Below are 23777 nucleotides of genomic sequence, written 5' to 3'. Positions count from 1 at the left end.
CCTACTTTTTAAACCTCATATTTTGAATAAACACCTAATAATAAAAAATTTTGCACGCCAGCGGCGTATAGTAATATAAAAGATAATAAAAAAGAGAAACAGGCAATGCCAAACGGGAACGAACCCCACACTATTAATAGCAACGAACTTGTTGCCTGGCCGCGCATTGCAGCCATAGCCGCTATGCTCAGCTTTTCGCTGCCCACTTTTATCACCGGCCTAGAAATACATCAAAGTTCAAGTGTGAGTAATACACTGTGGGCGTTAGTTATTGGCTCACTTATATTAACCCTTATTGGTGGGGCTATGGGCACCATAGGTGTAAAAAGCCGCTTAAGCTCTTATTTATTGGTAAAAATAGCGTTTGGTAATGCTGGCGCGGGCATTGTTAATATTGCCTTTGCTTTATCGTTAATTGGCTGGTTTGGCGTAAATATTGATTTGTTTTCTAATGCCGTGGTGCGCTTACTCAGTGCAGAATTTAATATTATTATGCCCGAATGGCCCATCGATATAATCGCAGGTTGCGCCATGCTCATAACCACACTGTATGGGTTTAAAGCCATTAATGTGCTGGCCGCTATCATGATCCCTATTTTGGCTGCGGTCACCGCTATGATGCTTTTTGGCGCGCTCGATAGTATGCCACTGGTTGATTTTATTAATTTAGAAAAATCAGCAGCGCTTTCTCTTGAAGATGGTGTAGCAGCCATTGTTGGCGGCGTTATTATTGGCGCAATAATATTGCCCGATATAACCCGTTTTTCTAAGCAAAAACGTGGCGGCGTGTATACCTCATTTATTGCGTATATGGTTATTGAGCTTTTGGTTATTTTTGTGGCTGTGTTTGCCGCAGCCGCCATGCAAGAAACCGAAATATTAAGCTTAATGCTTGCGCTTAATTTGGGGTTTTCAGCGTTTTTTATTGTGATAGCAGGCAGCTGGATTTTAAATTCGTTAAACCTGTACAGTACAGCACTTAGCGTGGAGGCTACCTTCCCGCATTGGCATAAAAAGTGGGTTATTGTGTTATTAGGTTTGGTGGGAATTGGCGCCGCCTTTATAAATATTTTAGATATGTTTATAAGCTTTTTAGCGTTTTTGTCTGATATTTTTGTACCGGTAGCGGGCGTAATTATTGTTGATGCACTGTTTATTAAACCCCATGCTTATAACGCAGCGGCTTTGGCAAATAACGCTAACTTTTCACTTCCCGCATTTAGCGCATGGTTTGTAGGCGCGGCATATGCGGTGTGTAATGGCACTTTATTTAACGTATCAATGAGCGGTATTAGCGTGATTGACGCCATTATATTAACGGCCGTTATTTATACCCTGTTTGCAAAAGCCATTGCCCCCAAACCGGTTATTCAGCAATAACTTTAAACAATAAAAAGGCGCATAAAGCGCCTTTTTATTAATCTAAATTAGGGGGCTACTCTTCATCGTCTACTTTCATTTCGTCTCGCCATTTAAGTTTTTCCAGCGGGTAGCCTAAAAAGAACTTAGCGCGCTCAAGCACTATGCGTGTAGTCAGCTTTTTAATTGCATACTGTGAGCTACCGGTTAGCCTGTCGCACATTGCATTAAGCGCTTGAATATCGGCAAAACAACAAAAAGAAATATAATCAATATCACCACTTAATTGCATGCAATCCATTATTTCGGGAATGTTGTGTATGTCAGCTAAAAACTTACGCCGCGCTGCTAGGTTATTGTCCTCTAGGGTAAATTCCATATAGGCAAACACGTGCTCACAAATTTGCTCTAAATTTATATCAGCATGAAAGGTTCTAAAATATCCCGCCTCTTTTAATGCTTTTACTCGCTGAAAACATGCACTGGGCGACAAGTTAACTTGCTCGGCCAATTCAACGTTTGTTAAATCGGCAGTTAGGTGCAGAATTGCTAGTATTTTTTGATTGTACCTGTCTATTTTTATCGTTTTTTTCATAACCGGTTTCACATTTAATAATAATTAATTTTGTAAATTTAAGGTCAACAAATACATAAAATTACGCGCTTAAGCGTTATTTTCAGCAATTTGTGTGTGCTGTATTAAGGGTTTACAAAATATTATTTTGTCTGAAAAAGCGACAATGTTTATCACTAAGTAACATCACCATGATAGTCACATTAGGACATAGAACATGAGCAGATACAACAAAATACGCTTTCGTAAAACACTATTAGCATCGGCAGTCACCCTGTCGTGCATAAACTATGTGCATGCGCAAGAACAACAACAAACAGTAACTGACACTATAGAAAAAATTTCGGTGATATCGCGCGGGCGTGTTGAGTCGATACAAAACGTGCCCGACTCTGTTACCGCATTTAGCGCCGAGACAATCGAAAAATCACGTATTACTAACTTTCGTGATGTTGCTAATTTAACTCCCAACTTATCACAGCTCGATAATTTTAGGCCCGGCCTTGCCCGTATTACTATTCGTGGCTTAATTACACCGCAGGTGGGCGATCCGCCATTAGCGTTTGTAGTTGATGGTGTTACCGCCCCCGATTTAGAGTTTATAAACCAAGACCTAGTTGATATTGAACGTATTGAAGTTATGCGTGGTGCACAAGGCGCACTGTATGGCCGCGGCGCCATTGGTGGTGCGGTTATTGTGACAACTAAAAAACCCATTGAAGACTTTGAAGGTAAAATTAAAGGCTCAATAGGTAATGGCAACACGTATAATTTGAATGCGGTTGTATCGGGTTCGCTTAACGATGAAAACACCGCTTATTTTAGAGCCGGTGGTTACATTAAAGATACCGATGGGCTGATTAAAAATACCTACACAGGCGATTACGCCGACCCGTTAAAAGAGCAATCGGTTTTTTCACAGTTAGAGTTTGAGCTAAGCGAAGACACCTCAATAAATCTTAAAGGTAAATACACCTCAAGCGAAGCTGGGTTTGCTTACTACCAAGGGGTGAGCGATGACACCATTGAAGACTTTTCAATTAATACCTCACAAAATATTATTAACCAAGATGAGCGTGATGTGTATGAGCTAAGCGCCAAGCTAACCCAATATTACGATTTAGGTAAATTTGAGTTTGTCACCGCGTACAGCAATTCAGAAAACGAGCACTTTTACGATGGCGACTACTCTGCCGATGCCACCTTTATTGACGAAGATGGCTTTTTTAGAGCCCCATTTGGCACAGAAGGGTTATACGATATTGAATCGTTAACGCTAGAGTCGCGGTTTATATCCCAGTCGGATCAGGCTTTTAGATGGTCGGTGTCGGCGTTTTATCAACAGCGCGACCGCGATACTGCGGTATTATTTTACGATGATTTTACCGATGCCGAAATTTTAACGCGTGCAGATTTTGCTAATGACGAGCCCTACCTTTCAATTATCGATAACAACAGCAGCGATGCATGGGCACTTGCTGGGCAGTTTAACTACGATATAAACGAGCAGTTAGAGCTCACCGGTGCGATGCGTTACGATCACGATACTCGCGAGTCGTTCGACCCAACCAATAAAGACGCCACTTACGCTAAAAAATCGTTTAGCCAATTACAGCCAAAAGTTACCTTGGCGTACCAAATGAATGACGACCTACTGCTTTACACCGGCTACTCGCGTGGTTTTAGAAGTGGGGGCTTTAACGAGCCAGCCGACGGTATTAGCCGCACCTTTGATAAAGAAATTTCTGACAGCTACGAAGTAGGCTTTAAAACCGCTTTGTTTAATAACAAAGTTACCCTTAATGGCGCCGCGTTTATTATTGAGCAAGACGATGCGCAATTTACCCAATTTAATATAGATACCTTCACCCTTGAAAACCTCTCTATTAACGAAGTACAAACCAAAGGCTTAGAGCTAGAAGCCGCCTTTGCTGCCACCAGCAATTTAAGTATTAACCTCAGTGCAGGTATTGTTGATTCAGAAATTAAACGCTTTGCACTGCGCCCCGAACTGGCTGGCAGGCCCCAATTTTGGGTGCCTGAGTATAACTACGGGCTGTCGGCAAATCATAACTTAGCACTAAACGGTGAGTGGTCATTGTTCTCGCGCGCTGAGCTATTAATTGAAGGCCCTAAAACATTCAGTATTGATATTCCTGATGTTGAGTCGTCGCGTTATACCTACCTAAATGCCGGTGTAGGGCTTAAATCAGAGCAGTGGAGCGTTCAAGTTTACGTAGAGAACCTTACGGATGAGCGCGCTATTGAAGATATTTTTCTACTGGCCGATGGGGTTACAGACTTAGTGCGCCAACCTAATAAGCCTCGTAGTTACGGTATAGAGCTCAGTTACCAATTTTAATTTTTTCACCTTTACAGCAGGTATTTTTTTAATGCCTGCTGTTTTATACCTATCCGCTTAATTAAGTGATCTGTTTTGGGGATGGGTATGAGTTAACCAATAGCGATACACACATGCAAATTCTTAATCGTGACCAACTTATTGATATTTTATACGGCTGCGCCATTTTAGGCACTGGCGGCGGCGGTGAGTTAAGTGAAGGCATTGCCTATATTGACGAAGCACTCGCACAGGGTAAAACCTTTAAACTAATTAGTGCCGATGAAGTCCCCGCGGGTGAGCTTGTTTGTACGCCTTACATGTTAGGGGCAATATCTGCTTTAAGTGAACAAGAAGAACGCGCTTATGCAAACCTACCCCGCAGCACTAAGCATGCGATTTTAGCTGCTTACCAGCGCACCCTTGAATACACAGGTAACGATGCTATTTATGGCACTATTTGTTGTGAGCTTGGCGGCTCAAACACCGCAGTATCGTTTTACTTAGCTGCAATGTTTGACGGCTACATTATTGATGCCGACCCCGCTGGGCGCGCAGTACCGGAGATCACCCATTCAACCTATTATTTAAATAACTTACCCGCCGCGCCCATTATTACCGCGAATGAATTTGGTGAGTGCTTTATTTGTGAAAATGTAGTGGACGACTTACGCGCCGAAACAGTCGTGCGAGCACTGGCTAAAATTAGCCGTAACGACATTGCAGCCATTGATCATATTTTACCTATTGAGCAAATGAAAAACGCGGTTATTCATGGCACCATTAGCAAAGCCCTTAAACTTGGTAAAGCAATGCGTGAAGCCAACGAGCAGCACGCTAACACCGCACACATAATTGCCAAGCACGGCGGCGGCTTTGTTGCCTTTGAAGGCGAGGTAAGCACATTTGAATTTAACACCGTAGAGGGATTTACGTTAGGCGAAGTAACACTTAAAGGGTTAGGCGAGTTTGTAAATAACAACTACAAAATAACGGTTAAAAACGAAAACATGGCCGCGTTTTTAAATGACGAAGTGCACGTAACCATTCCTGATTTAATATGCTGTATTAACAGCCAAACAGGCACACCAATTACTAATCCTAATTACGAGGTAGGCATGAAAGTAGCCGTTGTAATTTTACCAGCGCCAAAGGAGTTTACAGGCCCTAAAGGTTTAGAAATATTTGGCCCGCGTTACGCAGGCGTTAACACCCCATATAAAGCAGCGATTGCAAATTAATTATTGCTAAGGGCGTGCTGCAGCTTGCTATACAATGCAGCATGGCCTTTACCAAACTCGGTGGCGTTTCTATCAATGCGACTAAGCCACTCTTTCGCTTGTACCTTTTTACCTATTTGTAAATATACCTGCGCTAAACGTAAGCTATAAATAGCATGGTAAATGCTTGAGGGCTCAGTAAATTTGAATGCGGTTTTATAATAATTTATAGCTTCTAAATACTCTTTATTTTGCTGATAACTGTACGCTAAGTTACCGCTAGCAAGCACTATTTTAGCAGCGTGGTTGGTGTTTTTTATGGCGTTATAGGCCATTAAATTACTTTTTACTGCGTGCTCGTATTGCTGCCATTTTAAGTAAATATGCGCTTTGTTAATGTGCAGCTCTAAATGAAAAATAGGATCGTTATTTTTTGCAAAGCGCTGCTCGGCATCTCTTAGTAATCGCATCGCTGCTTTTTTACTACCAAACACATAGTGTAGGTTAGCCAACTCCACTAATCTTAAAGGGTCACCAAAAGCATTATATATCCCGTCTAACTGGGTAAACGCTTTAGCGGCATACGTTTTAGCTTCTGCTTTTTTGCCAATATAGTTAAGTGCTTTCGCGTAATAAAAATACATTTGTAGCTTAAATACATCGGGCAGCTTATCTTGCTCTAAAAAAGGAGTAATAGCGTTGAGTAAGTTTTCGAACTGTTGGTAGTCGTAGTAGTAATCAAATTGGTAGGTTTTTATTTTGTACCACTGTGCAGGGTTATCTTTGACTTCATTAAGGCGCGTTTCAATATAAGTTAAACAGTGCGTTTTGGGCTGTTGCAAGCAAAACGCTTCATGATCGCTGTAGTTTTCTGATGCTAATGCATTAAAACTTGTAGCGACAATACTTAACAGCAAAAATATACGCACCAATATTACACTCTTTAAAATCACCTTAATTAAGAGTGTAATATTTTTATCTCATCTATCACAATACGCTGAAATACTTATGCATATTGCCCACATGCAAACCCACAGCTCCACGCATACTGGAAGTTGTAGCCCCCAAGCCAGCCTGTTACATCGGTTACTTCGCCTATAAAATATAAGCCTTTGGCTTTTTTAGCTTCAAAGGTTTTAGAGCTCAGCTCATCGGTATCAACGCCGCCCAAAGTTACCTCGGCGGTACGATAACCCTCTGTGCCATTAGGTTTTATTTGCCATGCGTGAATATAGCTTGCTAACTCATCTATTTGAGCATGGGTAAGCTGATTAATATTACAATCTGGAATCGCTTTGCTGTCGTGCAGTATGTCTATAAAGCGTTTGGGTAAAATAGTCGCAAGGCTGTTTTTTAATGATTTTTGGGCTTGTGTTTCTCGCCAATCAGCCAGTTGCTGTTTTAAATCGAGATCAGGGAGCAAGTTTATGCTTACTGCCTGCCCTGCTCGCCAAAATGAGCTTATTTGCAATATGGCAGGCCCCGATAAACCTCGGTGAGTAAACAAAATATTCTCTTTAAATACAGTGCCGTCTTCGCTAGACACTTCGCACGGTATACTAATTCCTGAAAGCCCTTCAAAGCGTTCTTTATCGTGTTGATGCAAAGTAAATGGCACAAGCGCCGCCATGGTAGGTAGTACGTTTAAGCCAAACTGCTCTGCAATTTTATAGCCTATAGGAGTGGCGCCAAGCTTGGGCATTGTTAAACCGCCCGATGCGATAACTAGCGATTCACAAGTAAGTGTTTCTTGCTCAGTGGTAATACGGTAGCCAATATCAGTTTTAGCCACATTTAACACTTCGCTGCGCAATTTAATATTAACACCAGCCCACTCGCATTCGGTAAGTAGTATATCAACTATATCTTGCGCGCTGTTATCGCAAAACAATTGGCCTAAGGTTTTATGATGGTATGCCAAGCCGTGGCGGTCCACCAGCTCAATAAAATCGTGTTGGGTATAGCGGCTTAAGCACGATTTAACAAAGTGAGGGTTACTGCATAAGTAGTTTTCTGGACTGGCATTTTCATTGGTAAAATTACAACGCCCACCACCACTTATTAAAATTTTTCGACCAGGCTTTTTGCCCATATCAAGCACTGTAACGCTACGCCCGCGATAACCGGCTTGTGCTGCACTCATTAATCCGGCTGCACCTGCGCCAATCACAATTACATCTACTTGATTCATTACTTCGCCCTACTCAAAAATTTGCCCGATTATAGCAAAGTTTGTTTAAACACTCTGAATAGAATTTATTATTAAATTTATAGCAACAAATGTAACCAAGGCTAGTTATAGGCTTTTCTAAACAGTGTAAAAATAACAATCCTTTATACTTATTTTTGTTTTATATGATAAATACTAAACAACGACAAAGGCACCGTACACCTAGGTTATAACTAAAAGAAATAGGTACATAAGCAATTATTATTTTAAAGAAATTAACAGATCATTTACCTTTGTTTCTGTTTCGTAATTTAATATTACGAACTAACTAATAACAACTAGGGATAATTATGACAACAAGTAAATCATTTAAGCGTTGCGCTATCGCGCTCACTATTAGTACGGTATTTGCAGCATCTGCAAGTGTTGCTCAAGATGTGTCTACCTCTATGGCAGAAACAACAGCCAAACTACAAAGCCAATCGGGTTTTGAAACTCAGTTTATTATTAAGTACAAAAATAGCGCGAACGATATGCTAAGCATCTCGTCTGCTGACGCAAGCCCTGCAAATATGAAAAAGCGTGCTCAACGCTTTGTAAAAAATTTCGCTTCTAAAAAAGGTAAAGTAAAAGCGAAGTACATCCGTGCAATGGCGCTTAATAACCACCACGTTATGCGCGCAGATAAAAAACTGAGCGCTGCAGAAGCACAAGAATTTATGCAAGAAATGGTTGATTCTGGCAATGTTGAATACATTGAAGTGGATCAAATGTTAAAACCATTTGCAACGCCTAATGACCCTCGTTACGGCGATCAATGGCACTACTTTGAGCAAGCGGGCGGCCTAAACTTACCAACCGCATGGGATACTGCAACAGGCAGTGGCGTAGTGGTTGCGGTACTTGATACTGGCTACCGCCCTCATGTTGATTTAAATGCTAACATTTTACCGGGTTACGATATGATCTCTAACCTATCGGTAGCAAACGATGGCGGCGGTCGTGACAGTGACGCACGCGATCCGGGCGATGCTGTAGCTGCTGGCGAATGTGGAAATAACGGCGCACAAGGCTCAAGCTGGCACGGTACGCACGTAGCAGGTACGGTTGCGGCTGTTACTAATAACGGTGAAGGTGTTGCCGGTGTGGCTTATGGCGCTAAAGTTGTGCCTGTACGTGTACTTGGTAAGTGTGGTGGTTTAACGTCAGACATTGCTGATGGCATTATTTGGGCATCTGGCGGAAGTGTATCGGGCATTCCTGCCAACTCAAACCCTGCTGATGTAATTAACATGAGCTTAGGTGGCAGCGGCTCGTGTAGCTCTACCACACAAAACGCAATTAACACGGCACGCAGCAACGGTGCAGTCGTGGTTATTGCTGCCGGTAATGATAACGATAACTCAGCAAACTATAACCCAGGTAACTGTAGTGGCGTTGTTAATGTTGCCTCTGTTGGACGTAACGGCGGACGAGCATATTATTCAAACTATGGTAGCAATATTGATGTTGCAGCGCCGGGCGGCGCACAAAGCTTTGCAAACGACTCTGAAGGCGTTTTATCAACCTATAATTCAGGCTCGTCTACACCTTCAAGCGATAGCTATGCGTTCTCTCAAGGTACATCAATGGCAGCGCCTCATGTTGCCGGTGTTGCAGCCCTGATAAAGCAAGCTAAACCAAATGCTACCCCAGATGAAATAGAAAGCATTTTAAAATCAACTACCCGCTCATTCCCAGCAACGTGTACAAGTTGTGGTACAGGTATTGTTGATGCAGCAGCCGCTGTAGCCGCAGCAAGTGGCGGTACAACACCTCCTACCGGTGGCGATAGCGAACTGACAGATGGTGAAGCTAAAACAGGCTTAAGCGGCGCTGCAAGTTCACAAGCGTATTACACGATGACAGTACCAAGTGGCGCAACGAATGTTACGTTCACAATGAGTGGCGGTAGCGGCGATGCAGATTTATACGTACGCGCAGGCAGCCAACCAACTACCTCAAGCTACGATTGTCGTCCGTACAAAGGCGGTAATAGCGAAGAGTGTTCTATTGATAACCCAACCGCTGGTACATACCATGTAATGCTTCGTGGCTACTCGGCTTATTCTGGCGTTAGTTTAGTGGGTAATATTACAGGTGGTTCTACAGGTGGCGGTTCAACTACACCAAAAGCCGGTGGCGGCACGGTGAGCGATGTAACGGCTACAACAGGTAACTGGAAGCACTATACCTTAGATGTGCCAGCAGGAATGAGCACATTTACAGTCACCACTTCAGGTGGTACAGGTGATGCTGACTTATTTGTTAAGTTTGGCAGCCAACCTACCGCATCTAGCTACGATTGTCGTCCTTATAAAAACGGCAACGCAGAAACATGTACGTTTAGCAATCCGCAAGCGGGTACGTGGCATTTAAGCGTTAACGCTTACAGAACTTTTTCGGGTTTAACATTAAGTGGCCAATACCAGCCATAATTAAAAAGGCCCTAAGTGCATGCACTTAGGGCTTTAATAAAGCGGTTATAGTTTTTCTAACACAGACTCAGCACGGCTTACTGAAAACTCTTTGTCTTTTTCAACAAACAGTCCTGTTACTACATTATCGTCGACTATCATTGCATAGCGCGTAGAGCGTGTTCCACCAAAACTGCCGGTGTCTTTATCAAGCCCTAACGCTTTAGTAAAACTGCCATCGCCATCTGCTAACATATCGATTTGTTGGGCATTTTGAGATTCTCCCCACGCTTTCATTACAAAAGCATCGTTAACCGATACACAGTAAATTGCCGCAATACCTTTTGCTTTAATTTTATCACTAAGGGTTATAAATTCAGGTAAATGCGCATTTGAACAGGTAGGCGTAAATGCACCCGGTACAGCAAAAAGCACAACCTTTTTACCATTAAAAAGCTCAGCGTTAGTATGAGTTTGCATGCCTTCGTCTGTTAGCTGCGTTAATGTAACTGCGGGTAACGTTTGACCTTGTTCAATCATGATAAATCCTTAAAGCATTTGATTAATGAGCCTACAGTATAACGCTAATTACCTTTGTGTTAGCAGGTATTTACAAGCCAAGGTTTACTTTTATGGTTTGCATTTGCTGTTGTAACTGGCTATGAATATCGTCAACAAGTAAGCTTGATTCGCTTACTTGGCCTTTCATACTTTGCATTGACTGGCTAAAGTTATCTAGCAAATTACTTTGCTGTTTAGCCAGCTCCATGGCCTCAAAGGCCACTTTGTTGGCTTGTTGAGCGTTATCGGCCACGCCCTCTGAGTTTACTTTTAGCTCTTGCGCGTTTTGTGTTTGCGACTGCGCGCCATCTGCTAAGGCCGCAATTTGTGTAGACACTGTGCCCGACTTTTCGCTCAGTAGTGTGAGCTGCTCATTAATATCGCTCAATGAGCCTTGAGTTTGGCGGGCAAGCTGGCGTACTTCATCAGCTACAACAGCAAAGCCTCGGCCATGCTCGCCAGCACGTGCTGATTCAATTGCTGCATTTAACGCTAGTAGGTTTGTTTGATCGGCAATATTGCGGATCACTTCAATAATTTGCCCAACGCCTTCAACCCCCGCAAGCAGCTCTTGTAGGTTTTGCATACTTTGCTCAACCCGTGTTTGCGTGTCTGAACTGGCACTTAGCATGCTTTGTGCAAAGCCTAAACTTTGCTCCATTGCACTAAAAGTGTGCTGGGCGTTATCAGCCACTTGGGCATTAATATTATTTACCTGCTCGCCAATTTGTTGAATATCAGCAAGCAAATGTTGGTTTTGCTCCACTTGCCCATGACTTGTAGACGCTTTTTGACTAATAGTTTGCAAATGCTCACTCATTTGCTGCATAAAATCATTTACCACTTTTAGCATTTGGGCACGCTCTTGTGCCTCTTTGCGCTGTCGCTCAATTAATAAATTAAAGTAACTGGCTATTTCGCCAACCTCTGTTTTTGGGTTCTTACTTTCAATGTTTTTCAGCTCGTTACTTTCAATTAAAAAGGCAAACCCGTCTCTGAGTTGCCTTAATGGGTTGAGCACTTGGTTACGCTGCACAAAATAAACACCTGCGGCTAGCATCACCAAAGCGCCAATAGCAAAGCAAAATACCCAAAATACGTTTTCTTTAAGCGCCCCTTGTGCGTGTTTTAGTTGCTGCTCTGCATTAATAACGGTTTTAGAGAGCAAGCTAATTTGCTCACGCAATTCATTGGTGCCCGCTTCACGTTGCTGGGCTTGCGCTAATGTACTGGCTAAATCGCGGGGGTAGCGGTTAGGCCAGCTGGTAATTTCAGATTTTATTTCATCGGCCAAATCTTCAGCTTCTTCGTCAAAAAATAAAGCATCTTCGTCAACTTCGCTCATAACACCTAAATTAGGGAGTTGCTCTATTTTGGCTGCTAACGCATTTAAATTAGCAATACTTTGCTGCAAACTTTGTTCAGTATTGCTGTCGTAACTTACGATTAGTTGATAAGTAAATAAGGCGAGGTTGATCACCTCGTTATAGTAATCTGCGCCAAGTGTGTAATAAGCTTGCGCATCGCTATTTTGATTAGGGGATTTTTTTGCATAACCAATCAGTGACGAGGCTGAGCCGGCCATTTGGCGAATTGCATTATCAAGTAACGCCGTTTCGTTGCCCGACAATTTACCCAGCGCTCTGTACTTACCTTTAATATCGGTATCTAACGTGCTGAGCTGATCATTTAATTGCTCGGCAAGTACCGAGGGGAGTACTGCGAGTTGCTGTGTTTTTACTTGCTCAATTAGGGCTGATGATTGATTTAAGTATTGGCTATCACCTTGTTCTAGATAACTGCCTAAGTCACCGGCTAAATCCACTAAAATCGTGTTTTTTAATTTACTGTATGCGCTGTCTTGTTGCTCAAGCTTAAGTAAAGTTTGGCTTGCCCAAAATAGTGTGATGGCTAATAAAATACTTGCCAATGTTAACAGTATGGCTAACAGCCGAGTAAAAGATGATACGCGCATAAATAACAACCCCTATTGTTTAAGCGCGTAGACTATTAACTATTTATGACAATTTTATGTAACTCAGGGAAAACACGTATATTTGCGGCAAATATACGAGTAAAGGCTTAGCGAATACAGCGCCTTTATTAAACCAAGCAACTTAATTTATATGCTATTAAAGATAAGAAACGCGGGTTAATTACAAGGTGAGAGTTTCATCACTTGGGTGTGCAAATTATAAGAGGCTTAATACAGCTATCACCATTACTAAAGCGCTGCGTATTAGCTAACGCCAGGCACAAAAAAACCGCGACCAGCGCGGTTTTTATTTTATTGTGTTAATTAAAGGCCTGCACGGTCTTTAATTACAGCAATTAACGGTGAGCCACCGTGGCCATTGCCTTCAGCCCATGCTATATCAGCGCCATCAGACAGTGCGCTTTTTGATAAGTTTTTAACTATGTACTCGCCCGAGTCAACAGCGTTACTAACTACAGCATGGCGAAGTAAATTATTACCATTACATTGAATAGCATCGTAAATATTGCGAATTTTTACACGTGAGCTTTTTAGTTTACTACGTAAACGGTTTTTATCATCAGCTGCGATATATTCACAAATAGATACTGCTAATTGATCATTGGCTTTAGCAGGCACGGTATACATTAACGAACCAGCAGCAACGGCTGTAATAACAATTAGCTTTGACAATTTAAACATGAAACACCCTTTATGGTACTTTTTACCTATGTTGATTGTCTAATATTGTACCAACCTGCTGTAAGTTTCGCAATAATGTTAATCTTTTTTATATAAAGTTACGAATTTATAACTATATTGATTCTTTTCATCGGGTTTATTTGTCTGTTCGTCGACGTTTTCCCACGTTGCTACCGCTTGGTAATCTGGAAACTGCGTATCCCCTTCAACCTCTAAATCTATAAAGGTTAAATATAAACGATCGGCACTTGGTAAAAACTGCTGATAAATATTACCACCGCCAATTATCATCACCTCTTCTTCGGCTTTAACCAGCTCTAGCGCAGCCTCTGGGGTGGTGACCGTCTCAATGCCTTGAGCGCTGTACTGGCTATTACGGGTAATAATTATGTTGCGACGCCCAGGTAAAGGACGACCTATCGATTCAAATGTTTTACGCCCCATAACGACAGGTTTGCCTGTTGTTACCTTTTTGAAATGCTGTAGATCGGCGGGTAAATGCCACGGCATTTTATTATCAAGACCAATTACACGGTTATTTGCCATTGCGGCGATCATTGAAATTATCACATCAAATACCTAGTACTTTATTCTTAAAAAATAAAAAAGGAGCTTATGCTCCTTTTTAAAATATGTTTTTTATTAACGCTCGTAGACCACTTCTACATCGTAGTCGTCTTCATCCCAGTCGTCCCAATCATCATCATCGCCTTTGGTTGCTTTTTGATGGTAGGTATCCCACTTGAACTCAACTTCTTCGTCTTCAATCTCAACGAACTTCTCTTTAGGCATGCTATCAAGTAATGCCATAATATCGTGAATTAATGGCTGAGTATTAAGCTTATTAACTGCTGAAATACGGTAAACGTTTTCTTCTTCACCTAGCTCTTGCGCAATTTGCTCACACAAAGCTTGCGCTTCATCTTCTGGCAAGAGGTCTATTTTATTAAACACTAACCAGCGTGGCTTTTCTGCAAGCTTAGGGCTGTATTGGTGTAACTCGTTAATAATGGCAAATGCATTATCAACAGGGTTTGAACCATCAACAGGCATAACGTCAATCACGTGTAACAATACACGACAACGCTCTAAATGCTTCAAAAAGCGAATACCTAGGCCAGCACCGTCTGAGGCACCTTCAATTAAGCCCGGAATATCGGCTATTACAAACGATTTGTTAGCCTCTGGGCGTACAACCCCTAAATTAGGAATAAGCGTGGTAAACGGGTAATCAGCTACTTTTGGCTTTGCTGCCGATACACTGCGAATAAACGTTGATTTACCTGCATTTGGCAACCCTAATAGGCCTACATCGGCAAGTAGCATAAGCTCTAATTTAAGGTTACGAACTTCACCTGGAGTACCTAACGTTTTTTGACGTGGGGCACGGTTAGTACTTGATTTAAAACGTGCATTCCCCAAGCCATGGAAACCACCTTTTGCAACCACAATTTTTTGACCATGCTGCGTTAAATCGCCTAACGCCTCTTGAGTGTCAACGTCGGTAATACGTGTACCCACAGGTACTTTTACTACCAAGTCTTCGCCCTTTTTACCTGTACAGTTACGGCTTTGACCATTAGTACCACGCTCGGCACGGTGAAAACGCTCAAACTGGTAATCAATTAGGGTATTTAAGTTTTCATCAGCTTGTAGATAAACACTACCACCGTCTCCACCGTCACCGCCGTCCGGGCCACCGTCTGGTACATATTTTTCTCGACGGAAAGACACGACACCGCTGCCGCCGTCACCAGCTTCTGCGCGAATTTCTACTTCATCTACAAACTTCATGATTACTCACTTTAGGGATTGGCTTTAATTTAACTATTATATACCCAAGCCAACGTAAATGCAGGCTTGGGTATATATTTGACGTTTCTGAAAACAAAAAACCCCGCAAAGGCGGGGTTTTTTACTACCTTACTGATTACTCAGCTACGATAGTTACGTATTTACGGTTTAAAGGACCTTTTTGTTCAAATTGAACTTTACCATCTGCTTTTGCGAAGATAGTGTGGTCTTTACCGATACCTACGTTTGCGCCAGCGTGGAAACGAGTACCACGTTGACGAACAATGATGCTACCCGCTAGAACTGATTCGCCACCAAAACGCTTAACACCTAGGCGTTTGCTTTCTGAATCGCGACCGTTACGAGTACTACCAGCTGCTTTTTTATGTGCCATTTCTAAGTACCTCTAATTAAGCGCTAATGCCAGTGATTTTAACTTCAGTGAACCATTGACGATGGCCCATTTGCTTACGAGAATGCTTACGGCGTCTAAATTTAACAACCTTAATCTTCTCACCGCGACCATGTGAAACAACCTCAGCTGTTACTTTACCACCGTTTACGAACGGTACACCGATCTCGATTTTCTCACCATCAGCAACTAAAAGTACTGAATCAAATTCAACTGCTGCACCAGTTTCAACGTCTAATTTTTCAAGACGAATCGTTTGACCTTCAGTCACACGATGCTGTTTACCACCACTTTGGAAAACCGCGTACATAATTAACTCCGTCTGTGCGCCCTCAAATCGACGCAACTAAAATATTCTTCGATAGGGCGCGAAGTTTACGCTAATGCATAAAAACTAGCAAGCCTATTTTGTAATTAAAATGAATAAAAAGTAGCTGCATTGAGAGCAATTCAATATTTCCCCCATTTTATATTAAATTGCCCTGTTGCCAAGCGCTTTTTAGTGCAAAGACAAAATAAATTTACGTGTCGCTATGCCTACTCCAGAACCCATTGACTGTGCAATAAATAGTCGCGCCTTGAGTATGAAACATACAATTAAATACCCTAATTAAGCGCTAATTAAGGTTTTTAACTCGGTTTTTTTAATGAATCGTCACAAAATATCGAGCTAGTGCTTTTTTTGTTGTACAATCGGCGCCGTTCACACATAAAAATTGGCTCGGAGATCAATGGATATAAAAGCTATCCAGGCGTTAATCGAAAGCGATATGAATGACGTCAATCAACTTATACACGCGCAAATGCGCTCAGATGTGGCGTTAGTCAATCAACTTGGTTTGTATATCGTTAACAGCGGCGGCAAACGCGTACGCCCGATGCTGGCAATATTGGCAGCAAGAGCTTTGGGTTACCAAGGTAAAGATCACATTACTTTGGCAACGATTGTTGAATTTATTCATACTGCAACACTATTACATGATGATGTTGTTGATGAATCTAACCTGCGCCGTGGTACACCGACTGCAAATGCCGAGTTTGGTAATGCTGCCAGCGTGCTGGTTGGGGATTTTATTTACACCCGCTCGTTTCAACTTATGGTGGGGCTGGGCAAAATGCAAATTATGCAAGTGCTTGCTGATGCCACCAACGTGATTGCTGAGGGCGAAGTATTGCAACTTATGAATTGCAACGACCCTAATACCACCGAAGCAAGTTACATGCAGGTTATTTACTCTAAAACGGCTAAATTATTTGAAGCCGCTACAGGGCTTGCAGCTATTATTACCGAGCAAGATAACAGTGTGTTAGATGCGCTTAATTTATATGGTATGCATTTAGGTACTGCTTTTCAGTTAGTTGATGACGTGCTTGATTACAACGCAGACGCTGACCAATTAGGTAAAAATATTGGTGATGATTTAGCAGAAGGTAAGCCAACCTTACCGCTAATATATGCGATGAAGCACGGCAGTGATCAGCAAAGAGCCCTTATTCGCGATGCCATTGAGCATTGCAATGGTATGGATAACCTTGAGGCTATTTTAACGGCACTTAAACAAACCAACGCACTTGAATTTACAATGCAAAAGGCACAGCAAGAAGCAGACAAGGCCATTGCCTGTTTAGACTTTTTAGCAGAGTCGCAGTACAAGCAAGCGTTAATCAGCTTAGCGCGTATAGCTGTAGAGCGAGATCACTAACTTTGCAGCTTCCCTTAATTAGTATTTAAGGGCCATAATTTTCGAGCAATAAAAAAGCCTGCATAAGCAGGCTTTTTTGTGCATAACTTGGCTATTACGCCATGAAATCAACACCTTCTTTGATGTCTTTTTTCAGAGTTTCAAGCATGTCGTTTTTAGCTTTTTCTTCAAATGCGCTTAGCTCGCCGTAAGAAAGGATTTCTTCTACGCCGTTTGTGCCTAAACGTACTGGGTGAGCAAAGTACTCTGCATCGCCATTTTCAACAGCAACGTATGCGTAATCTACTACGTCTTCACCTTGTAGGCCTTTAACTAAAGACATACAAAAACGTGCTGCAGCAGCACCCATAGATAATGTAGCTGAACCACCGCCCGCTTTAGCATTTACTACTTCAGTACCTGCATTTTGGATACGTGGAGTAAGTGTAGCTACTTCTTCTTCAGTGAAGCTTACGCCTTCAACTTGAGAAAGTAGAGGTAGAATGGTTGTGCCTGAGTGGCCACCAATTACTGGTACTTTAACGGTTGCTACGTCTACGCCTTTAAGCTCAGCAACAAATGCTTCTGAACGAATTACGTCAAGCGTAGTGATACCAAATACGCGCTTAGCGTCGTAAGTACCTGCTTTTTTGAATACTTCAGCAACAATTGGTACAGTGCCGTTTACTGGGTTAGTGATAACACCCACTAACGCTTTAGGACAGCTAGCTACAATGCCTTCTGCTAATGTTTTGATGATACCTGCGTTTACGTTAAATAAATCCGCACGATCCATACCTGGTTTACGTGGCATACCCGCTGGGATAAGTACGATATCACACCCTTCAAGCGCTTTATTTAAATCGTCTGCGCCAAAACCTGCTACTTTAACATCTGTAGGGATGTGAGATAGGTCAACCGCAACACCTGGTACAACTGGTGCAACATCGTAAAGTGATAATTCAGAACCAGCTGGTAAGCCTGTTTTTAATAATAAAGACAACGCTTGACCGATACCGCCTGCAGCACCTAATACAGCAACTTTCATTGGAATTCTCCGTAATTTGAGGTAGGAAATATTTGTGGCCCTTAAGATAATGAAATTAGCGACTAAAAACAAATTTATCCTGCTTATTTCAGGTATATTTTCGACCATAGTTGTAAACTTTGTTGGTTTATCGCAGCAAACTGGCAAGTTAACTAAACAACAGCTGCATAATTATTCATTTTTGTGTAGAATTTGCATTATAAATAACAAAAATGAATAAAGACTATGCAACCACAAGACAAACAAGAAGCGCTGGTAAAAGCGTTTAAAGCACTTTTAAAAGAAGAGAACTTTGGCTCGCAAGGCGAAATAGTCGAAGCATTAAAAGAGCAAGGCTTTGACAATATAAGCCAAAGTAAGGTGTCGCGCATGCTTAGTAAGTTTGGCGCTGTGCGTACCCGTAATGCTAAACAAGAAATGGTTTATTGCCTACCCGCAGAAATGGGCGTACCGACTGCTAAAAGCCCACTACGTCAGCTTGTTATTGATATTATGCATAACGAAATGATGATTATTATAACCACCAGCCCAGGCGCTGCGCAGTTAATTGCCCGCTTATTAGACTCACTAGGCAAAGCTGATGGTGTATTGGGCACAATTGCCGGAGATGACACTATTTTTATTGCGCCAGCAAAAATATCTGAAATAGACATTACACTAGAGCGCGTACGTATTTTATTTGATACGGTTTAAAGCTGTTTTAAAAAACTAACTGACGGCGCAAAAAACGCTGAGCCCATATCGGCTTGAGTAAAATCAAGCCAGTGGTCGTAACACTCCCCTTTTCCTATGCGGCTGTTAAGTACCTTTTCAAACGCACTCCCCGATGCTGAGCATGTAATACTTAGCATGCCTTGCTCGTAAACATCGCCATACGGCATGCTTTGGTTAAGCAGTATTGCTTGGCCGCTCTCATCTTTTAGCTCACTTCTAGTCGCGTGGCTAGTATCTACCTTTGGCTCAATTAAGGTGTTATCTAAACGTGTGCGCCCCATAATGTGTTCTTGCTCGCTTAGTGATAAATGCTGCCATACGCTCAGGTCATGCTTATAACGCTGTACATGAATATAGCTGCCTTGGTGTTCAAAGCTGTCGGGGTTATTAACCAGTGCCGTGATTCGTTTTTGGCGTCCATGTGGGGTGTCGCCTGCATAAATAAAGCCGTTAAAGTCTCGCCCATCTAAAAACCTAAAATTGCGAATTTGTTCAACCAGCTCTACATCGGGCGAAAACAACTTTAATATTTGCAATGCAAAAAGGTGATTAACATCTTCTCGGTCTGAGCGAATTTGTATGAATAAATCACATGGCTGTACGCGCATAACAAAATCACTGTGATTTATATTAGGAAAGCTTTGCAGCTCGCTTGGGATATATTCAGGTAGTATATGCGGCCAATATTGCGCGCCTATAGCCACCATGCAAGAGAGCATGGCTTCGGAGAACTGATCACTAAACTCTTCTTCAATTGCGCTTACGCGCTTAAGCTTTGCGCGCAATGACTCGTCTTGACCATCAAATACATTAAAAAATAAATGCAAACCGTGTAAGTTTGCTTCAGCACAAATCCCAGATTGCGCTTGCGCCATTGTTATTCCTTAGCTTTATAAAACACAGCGAATAACACATTTGTTATGATTCGAAAAAATTCACCGTGTGAGGTTTTATTTTTATTATAACCTGCTCATTTATTTCAAATGACTGGCCATATTGTGCGGCAACTTCAATCTCTTGCTCTGCAATTACAACAGTGTAAACATAAGCCGAGCCTATAAACCGACGGCTTAAAATGCTCACACCTTGAGGGTTATCGGCCTGCGTATTTTGCGCAAGCTCAATATGGTGTGGACGAATATACACCTGCCCTTTTATTGCACTGTGCGTATGCTCATGCTGCGATTGCACGACACCAAAAGGCGTTGTGTATTCAGTTGCCGTTAACACTTCTGCGCCTAAGTATATGCCCTGACCCAGAAACTCTGCAACCTCCTTTGTCTTTGGCACGGCAAAAAGCTGCTCTGGTGTACCTTGTTGGGCTATTTTTCCTTGGTGCATAATGGCTAGCGTGTCTGAAAACGCAAAGGCTTCTTCTTTTGAGTGGCTAACAAATACCGCAGAAACCTGCTGCGCCTTAATAATGCGCCTAATATCAGCAATTAACTCAAAGCGTACTTGTGTATCTATGTTCGAAAAAGGCTCATCAAGAAGCAATAAACTAGGCTTATAAGCCAAAGCCCGCGCAATAGCCACGCGTTGCTGCTGGCCGCCCGAGAGCTGATGAGGGTAGCGTTTTGCACACCCTGTTAAATGCACCAGCTCTAGCATTTCCTCTACCCGTTGCTGTTTTTGCGCTTTGCTTACTTTACCCAGCCCAAACGCAATATTATCGGCCACACTGAGGTGCGGAAACAGGGCATAATCTTGAAACATCATCCCTATATTACGATGCTCTGGTGATACAAATGTATGCTTGTCGCTTACACATTTGCCATCTATAAATACACTACCTTCATTTATTTCAATAAGGCCAGCAATTGCTTTTAAGGTGGTTGTTTTACCGCAGCCGCTGGCTCCGAGCAAACACACAATTTCGTCTTGACCCACCGTTAAATCTAAATTGTGTAGCACGTGCGTGCCACTGTAGTGATAATCCACACCTTGTAAATTTAAACGGCTCATTTAACTGCGTTGCTCCATAGAACGATTAATAAAATACAAAGGGATCAACCCAACCAAAACAATAAATAAAGCGGAAATAGAAGCAAGCTCAAGCTGCTCATCGCTCACATATTGAAATACATGTGTGGCTAAACTTTCAAAGTCAAAAGGCCTTAATAGTAATGCGGCAGGCAGCTCTTTCATACACTCAATAAATACAAGCAATGCAGCTGTTAAAAGACCTCGACGTAATAAAGGAAGGTGCACTAAGCGCAGTGTTTGCCCTTGGCTTTTACCCATAGATTGGCTAGCCATATCCAGTGATGGACTAATACGTACAAAGCTCGATTCTATAGCACCGTGCGCAATGGCATAAAAGCGCACTAAGTAAGCCAGTATAATAGTGACAATGCTGCCGGTTAGTAATAAACCTATATCTAGGTTGTAGTCCTCAAGGGCTGTATTTATTGAGTTTTCTAATGCGCTAAGCGGTAATAACACAGCAATAGCCAGTACCGTACCTGGCAGTGCATAGCCGGTGCTCGCTAAGCGACCAGGTATTAAAGAATAGCTCTGCTTTGCCACACGCTGATAAAAAACGATTAGTGTAGCGAGTATTATGCTGATTACGCTAACAATAATAGCTACTTTTAAGCTTTGCCACGCGTAACTAAAAAATGCCGTGTTCCACGCTTTATCAAAGTAAGTTATTGCATAATTTAGCAATACCAACATAGGTATAATAAAAGCTATAAGCAAAATAACACTGCAAAATGACGTAGCCAGCCATGCTTGTTTACCTTTAAGTTTATATAACGACTCGCTATTAACACCTGATTGACGCTCAAACACGGCTTGGTTACGCCGACTAAAGCGCTCCGCCATTAAAGCTAAAAACAGCAGTAACAGCATAACGCCCGATATTTTCGCTGCAGCCGTGAGTGAGTAATAACCAAACCATGTATCGTACACTGCGGTGGTTAAAGTGCTCACTGCAAAGTAACTTACCGTTGCATAGTCGGCCATGGTTTCCATGCTTATGAGCGCAAGGGCTGCCACAATTGAGCCACGAGAAAGCACTATACTTACCTTAAAAAAGCTTTGCCAAGGCGATAAACCCATTAATTGACTAGCTTGCACTAACTTAAATGACTGCTCTCGCAGTGCGGTTTTAAAAATTAAAAATAAATACGGATACAGCACAAGTGCAATCATTACAATAGCGCCGGGCAAAGTGCGAATATCAAAAAACCAATAATCCGTTGGCGAGTGCCAATCAAACCAGTCTCTTAGGGCTATTTGCACAGGGCCTGCGTAATCTAGCAAATCGGTATACACATAGGCTATTAAATAGGTAGGCATTGCAAGGGGCAGCATAAGCGCCCATTCAAATTGCTTTTTCCCGGGAAAGGAGCAATACGCACTGAGCCAACCAAGCGGAAGCGCAATTGCACAGCTAAGCAGGCATACGCCAAAAATAAGCAGTACGGTATTAGTAATATAATCCCACAGCACGGTATCCCACAGATGAGAAAATACCTCTGAGTCGCCTTGTAAAGATTCATATATCAGAAAAAACAGCGGGGCCGACAATAAAAGCCCTGTCGACCAAGCAAAGAGCTGCCATTTAGACAGCTTAAATATAAAATTCATTAAAGGTCGAACTTCACCTCATCTATTAGCTTAAGGGCTAACGGACGATATTTACTGATCTCATCAAGTGCTAGGCCGTCTTCTTTAAAGCTTCCCCAAGAGGCCACTAAACTTGATAGCTCAACGCCTTGCTTAACCGGGTACTCCATATTTACTGAGGCATACATATTTTGTGCTTTGGTTTCGCTCATAAACTCAATAAGCTTAAGGGCATTATCAGGATTTTTTGCATATTTAGTAATGACAGCACCCGAAACATTTATGTGTGAGCCGCGATTTTGCTGATTAGGAAAATTAATATAAACAGACTCAGCCCAAGCTTTTTGCTCGTCATCTTGAAGCATTTTGCCAAGGTAGTAACTATTACCTAAAGCAAGATTGCACAAACCTTCTTTTACTGCTTTTACTTGCGCGCGATCGTTACCTTGTGGCTTACGTGCTAAATTAGCTTTAACACCTTCTAACCATGTTTTAGTTTTTTCCTCGCCGTGATGAGCAATCATCGAAGCAACTAAGCCAAGGTTATAAGGGTGCTTGCCAGAACGTGTACAAATTTGTCCTTTGTACTGTGGGTTAGCCAAATCTTCGTAGGTGAGTTCAGGTAATGCACCTAGGCGCTCTTTTGATGAATACACATTACGAACCCGCTTAGTTAATGCCACCCACTGCCCGTCGCTATCTCTATACGACGCAGGAATATTGTTTTTAATGCGATCACTTTTAATACTTTGCGTTAAATTTAGGTCCTCTAGCTGAATAAGCGCACTAAAGTTAGATGTTAATACTAAATCGGCTTTACTGTGTTTTCCTTCACGCTTAACACGCTCTATTAACCCTTTTTTTGCAAAAACCACATTCGTTTTAATGCCTGTTTGCTTAGTGAAGTCGGTTAAAATAGGTTGAATTAAAAACGGTTGACGAAAAGAGTAAATATTAACAACATCGCTCGCAAACGCAGGCGAAGCGCTAATAATACAAGTAAGTATAGCCAGTGCAGTTCTCATATCAATTTACCTAAATAGTAATTATTTACAGGGGATTTTATCGTGATACGTGAAAATATACACTCTTTACATAAATGTAAATAAGTAATTAATGACCAAAAGGGAAATACCGCGTAAGACATCTCTTACAGAGCTGACAGCTAATGAGTAAAAAAACCTATAACAACC

21 protein-coding genes are annotated in these 23777 nt (G+C 42.0%); 6 read left to right on the top strand and 15 right to left on the bottom strand.

Annotated elements, in window-relative coordinates:
- The first annotated feature begins 105 nt into the window (after positions 1-105).
- The gene (locus B2R65_RS15870) at positions 106-1380 is read left to right on the top strand and encodes a purine-cytosine permease family protein (protein WP_273611624.1); all 1275 of its coding nucleotides are present in this window, start codon (positions 106-108) and stop codon (positions 1378-1380) included.
- Between the two features lie 55 nt (positions 1381-1435).
- On the opposite strand, the gene B2R65_RS15865 is transcribed toward B2R65_RS15870, so the two are convergent.
- Positions 1436-1954 carry an Lrp/AsnC family transcriptional regulator gene (locus B2R65_RS15865; RefSeq protein WP_024031376.1) on the bottom strand — a complete coding sequence of 173 codons (519 nt, stop codon included), beginning with the start codon at positions 1952-1954 and terminating at the stop codon, positions 1436-1438.
- A gap of 196 nt (positions 1955-2150) precedes the next feature.
- On the opposite strand from B2R65_RS15865, the gene B2R65_RS15860 reads away from it, so the two are divergent.
- Both B2R65_RS15860 and B2R65_RS15855 read left to right on the top strand, forming a co-directional pair.
- Positions 2151-4295, top strand: a complete 2145-nt coding sequence (locus B2R65_RS15860; RefSeq protein WP_273611623.1) for a TonB-dependent receptor — start codon at positions 2151-2153, stop codon at positions 4293-4295.
- A 113-nt stretch (positions 4296-4408) separates the two neighbouring features.
- Positions 4409-5515, top strand: coding sequence for a DUF917 domain-containing protein (locus B2R65_RS15855; protein ID WP_273611622.1), 1107 nt, complete (start codon positions 4409-4411; stop codon positions 5513-5515).
- Here B2R65_RS15855 and B2R65_RS15850 read toward each other — a convergent pair.
- Both B2R65_RS15850 and B2R65_RS15845 read right to left on the bottom strand, forming a co-directional pair.
- On the bottom strand, positions 5512-6423 hold the full coding sequence (locus B2R65_RS15850) for a tetratricopeptide repeat protein (RefSeq protein WP_223230617.1): 912 nt from the start codon (positions 6421-6423) through the stop codon (positions 5512-5514). The genes B2R65_RS15855 and B2R65_RS15850 overlap by 4 nt on opposite strands.
- A gap of 77 nt (positions 6424-6500) precedes the next feature.
- Positions 6501-7685 carry a BaiN/RdsA family NAD(P)/FAD-dependent oxidoreductase gene (locus B2R65_RS15845; RefSeq protein ID WP_273611621.1) on the bottom strand — a complete coding sequence of 395 codons (1185 nt, stop codon included), beginning with the start codon at positions 7683-7685 and terminating at the stop codon, positions 6501-6503.
- 329 nt (positions 7686-8014) lie between these two features.
- Between B2R65_RS15845 and B2R65_RS15840 the strand changes: the two genes are divergently transcribed.
- Positions 8015-10141, top strand: a complete 2127-nt coding sequence (locus B2R65_RS15840; protein WP_273611620.1) for a S8 family peptidase — start codon at positions 8015-8017, stop codon at positions 10139-10141.
- Between the two features lie 45 nt (positions 10142-10186).
- Here B2R65_RS15840 and B2R65_RS15835 read toward each other — a convergent pair whose 3' ends face one another.
- From B2R65_RS15835 to rplU, 7 genes are all read right to left on the bottom strand, one after another.
- Complete coding sequence (locus tag B2R65_RS15835; RefSeq protein ID WP_055252698.1) at positions 10187-10660, bottom strand: peroxiredoxin; 474 nt, start codon at positions 10658-10660, stop codon at positions 10187-10189.
- Between the two features lie 70 nt (positions 10661-10730).
- Positions 10731-12656, bottom strand: coding sequence for a methyl-accepting chemotaxis protein (locus B2R65_RS15830; protein WP_286744261.1), 1926 nt, complete (start codon positions 12654-12656; stop codon positions 10731-10733).
- 324 nt (positions 12657-12980) lie between these two features.
- Positions 12981-13358, bottom strand: a complete 378-nt coding sequence (locus B2R65_RS15825) for a DUF3718 domain-containing protein (protein ID WP_004587925.1) — start codon at positions 13356-13358, stop codon at positions 12981-12983.
- A gap of 78 nt (positions 13359-13436) precedes the next feature.
- The gene (folA, locus tag B2R65_RS15820) at positions 13437-13928 is read right to left on the bottom strand and encodes a type 3 dihydrofolate reductase (protein ID WP_273611618.1); all 492 of its coding nucleotides are present in this window, start codon (positions 13926-13928) and stop codon (positions 13437-13439) included.
- A gap of 72 nt (positions 13929-14000) precedes the next feature.
- Positions 14001-15152, bottom strand: coding sequence for an Obg family GTPase CgtA (cgtA, locus tag B2R65_RS15815; RefSeq protein ID WP_004587923.1), 1152 nt, complete (start codon positions 15150-15152; stop codon positions 14001-14003).
- A 136-nt stretch (positions 15153-15288) separates the two neighbouring features.
- Positions 15289-15546, bottom strand: a complete 258-nt coding sequence (gene rpmA / locus B2R65_RS15810; protein ID WP_004587922.1) for a 50S ribosomal protein L27 — start codon at positions 15544-15546, stop codon at positions 15289-15291.
- Positions 15547-15562: 16 nt separating this feature from the next.
- Positions 15563-15874, bottom strand: coding sequence for a 50S ribosomal protein L21 (rplU, locus tag B2R65_RS15805; protein WP_004587921.1), 312 nt, complete (start codon positions 15872-15874; stop codon positions 15563-15565).
- 421 nt (positions 15875-16295) lie between these two features.
- On the opposite strand from rplU, the gene ispB reads away from it, so the two are divergent.
- Positions 16296-17267 carry an octaprenyl diphosphate synthase gene (ispB, locus tag B2R65_RS15800; RefSeq protein ID WP_054982281.1) on the top strand — a complete coding sequence of 324 codons (972 nt, stop codon included), beginning with the start codon at positions 16296-16298 and terminating at the stop codon, positions 17265-17267.
- A 94-nt stretch (positions 17268-17361) separates the two neighbouring features.
- Here the strand turns inward: ispB and mdh are convergent, their stop codons facing one another.
- Positions 17362-18294 carry a malate dehydrogenase gene (mdh, locus tag B2R65_RS15795; RefSeq protein WP_004587919.1) on the bottom strand — a complete coding sequence of 311 codons (933 nt, stop codon included), beginning with the start codon at positions 18292-18294 and terminating at the stop codon, positions 17362-17364.
- A 225-nt stretch (positions 18295-18519) separates the two neighbouring features.
- Between mdh and argR the strand changes: the two genes are divergently transcribed.
- Positions 18520-18987 (top strand): transcriptional regulator ArgR, encoded by a 468-nt coding sequence (argR, locus tag B2R65_RS15790; RefSeq protein WP_004587918.1) that lies wholly within the window; start codon positions 18520-18522, stop codon positions 18985-18987.
- On the opposite strand, the gene B2R65_RS15785 is transcribed toward argR, so the two are convergent.
- Genes B2R65_RS15785 through B2R65_RS15770 form a run of 4 tightly spaced genes read right to left on the bottom strand, consistent with a single transcriptional unit; the run spans position 18984 to position 23609 of the window.
- A complete protein-coding gene (locus B2R65_RS15785) occupies positions 18984-19883 on the bottom strand; it encodes a Dyp-type peroxidase (RefSeq protein WP_004587917.1) in 900 nt (299 codons plus the stop codon). The genes argR and B2R65_RS15785 overlap by 4 nt on opposite strands.
- A 43-nt stretch (positions 19884-19926) precedes the next feature.
- Complete coding sequence (locus B2R65_RS15780; protein WP_286744247.1) at positions 19927-20973, bottom strand: ABC transporter ATP-binding protein; 1047 nt, start codon at positions 20971-20973, stop codon at positions 19927-19929.
- Complete coding sequence (locus tag B2R65_RS15775) at positions 20974-22605, bottom strand: ABC transporter permease (protein WP_286744246.1); 1632 nt, start codon at positions 22603-22605, stop codon at positions 20974-20976.
- The gene (locus B2R65_RS15770) at positions 22605-23609 is read right to left on the bottom strand and encodes a Fe(3+) ABC transporter substrate-binding protein (protein WP_029773350.1); all 1005 of its coding nucleotides are present in this window, start codon (positions 23607-23609) and stop codon (positions 22605-22607) included. The genes B2R65_RS15775 and B2R65_RS15770 overlap by 1 nt, the downstream gene beginning before the upstream one ends.
- Between the last annotated feature and the right edge of the window lie 168 nt (positions 23610-23777).

It is taken from the genome of Pseudoalteromonas sp. UBA2102 (assembly GCF_002331165.1).
In the GTDB taxonomy this organism is placed as follows: domain Bacteria; phylum Pseudomonadota; class Gammaproteobacteria; order Enterobacterales; family Alteromonadaceae; genus Pseudoalteromonas; species Pseudoalteromonas atlantica.
Note: the sequence above shows the minus strand (reverse complement) of the source record. Positions and strands in the feature narration are given on the sequence as shown.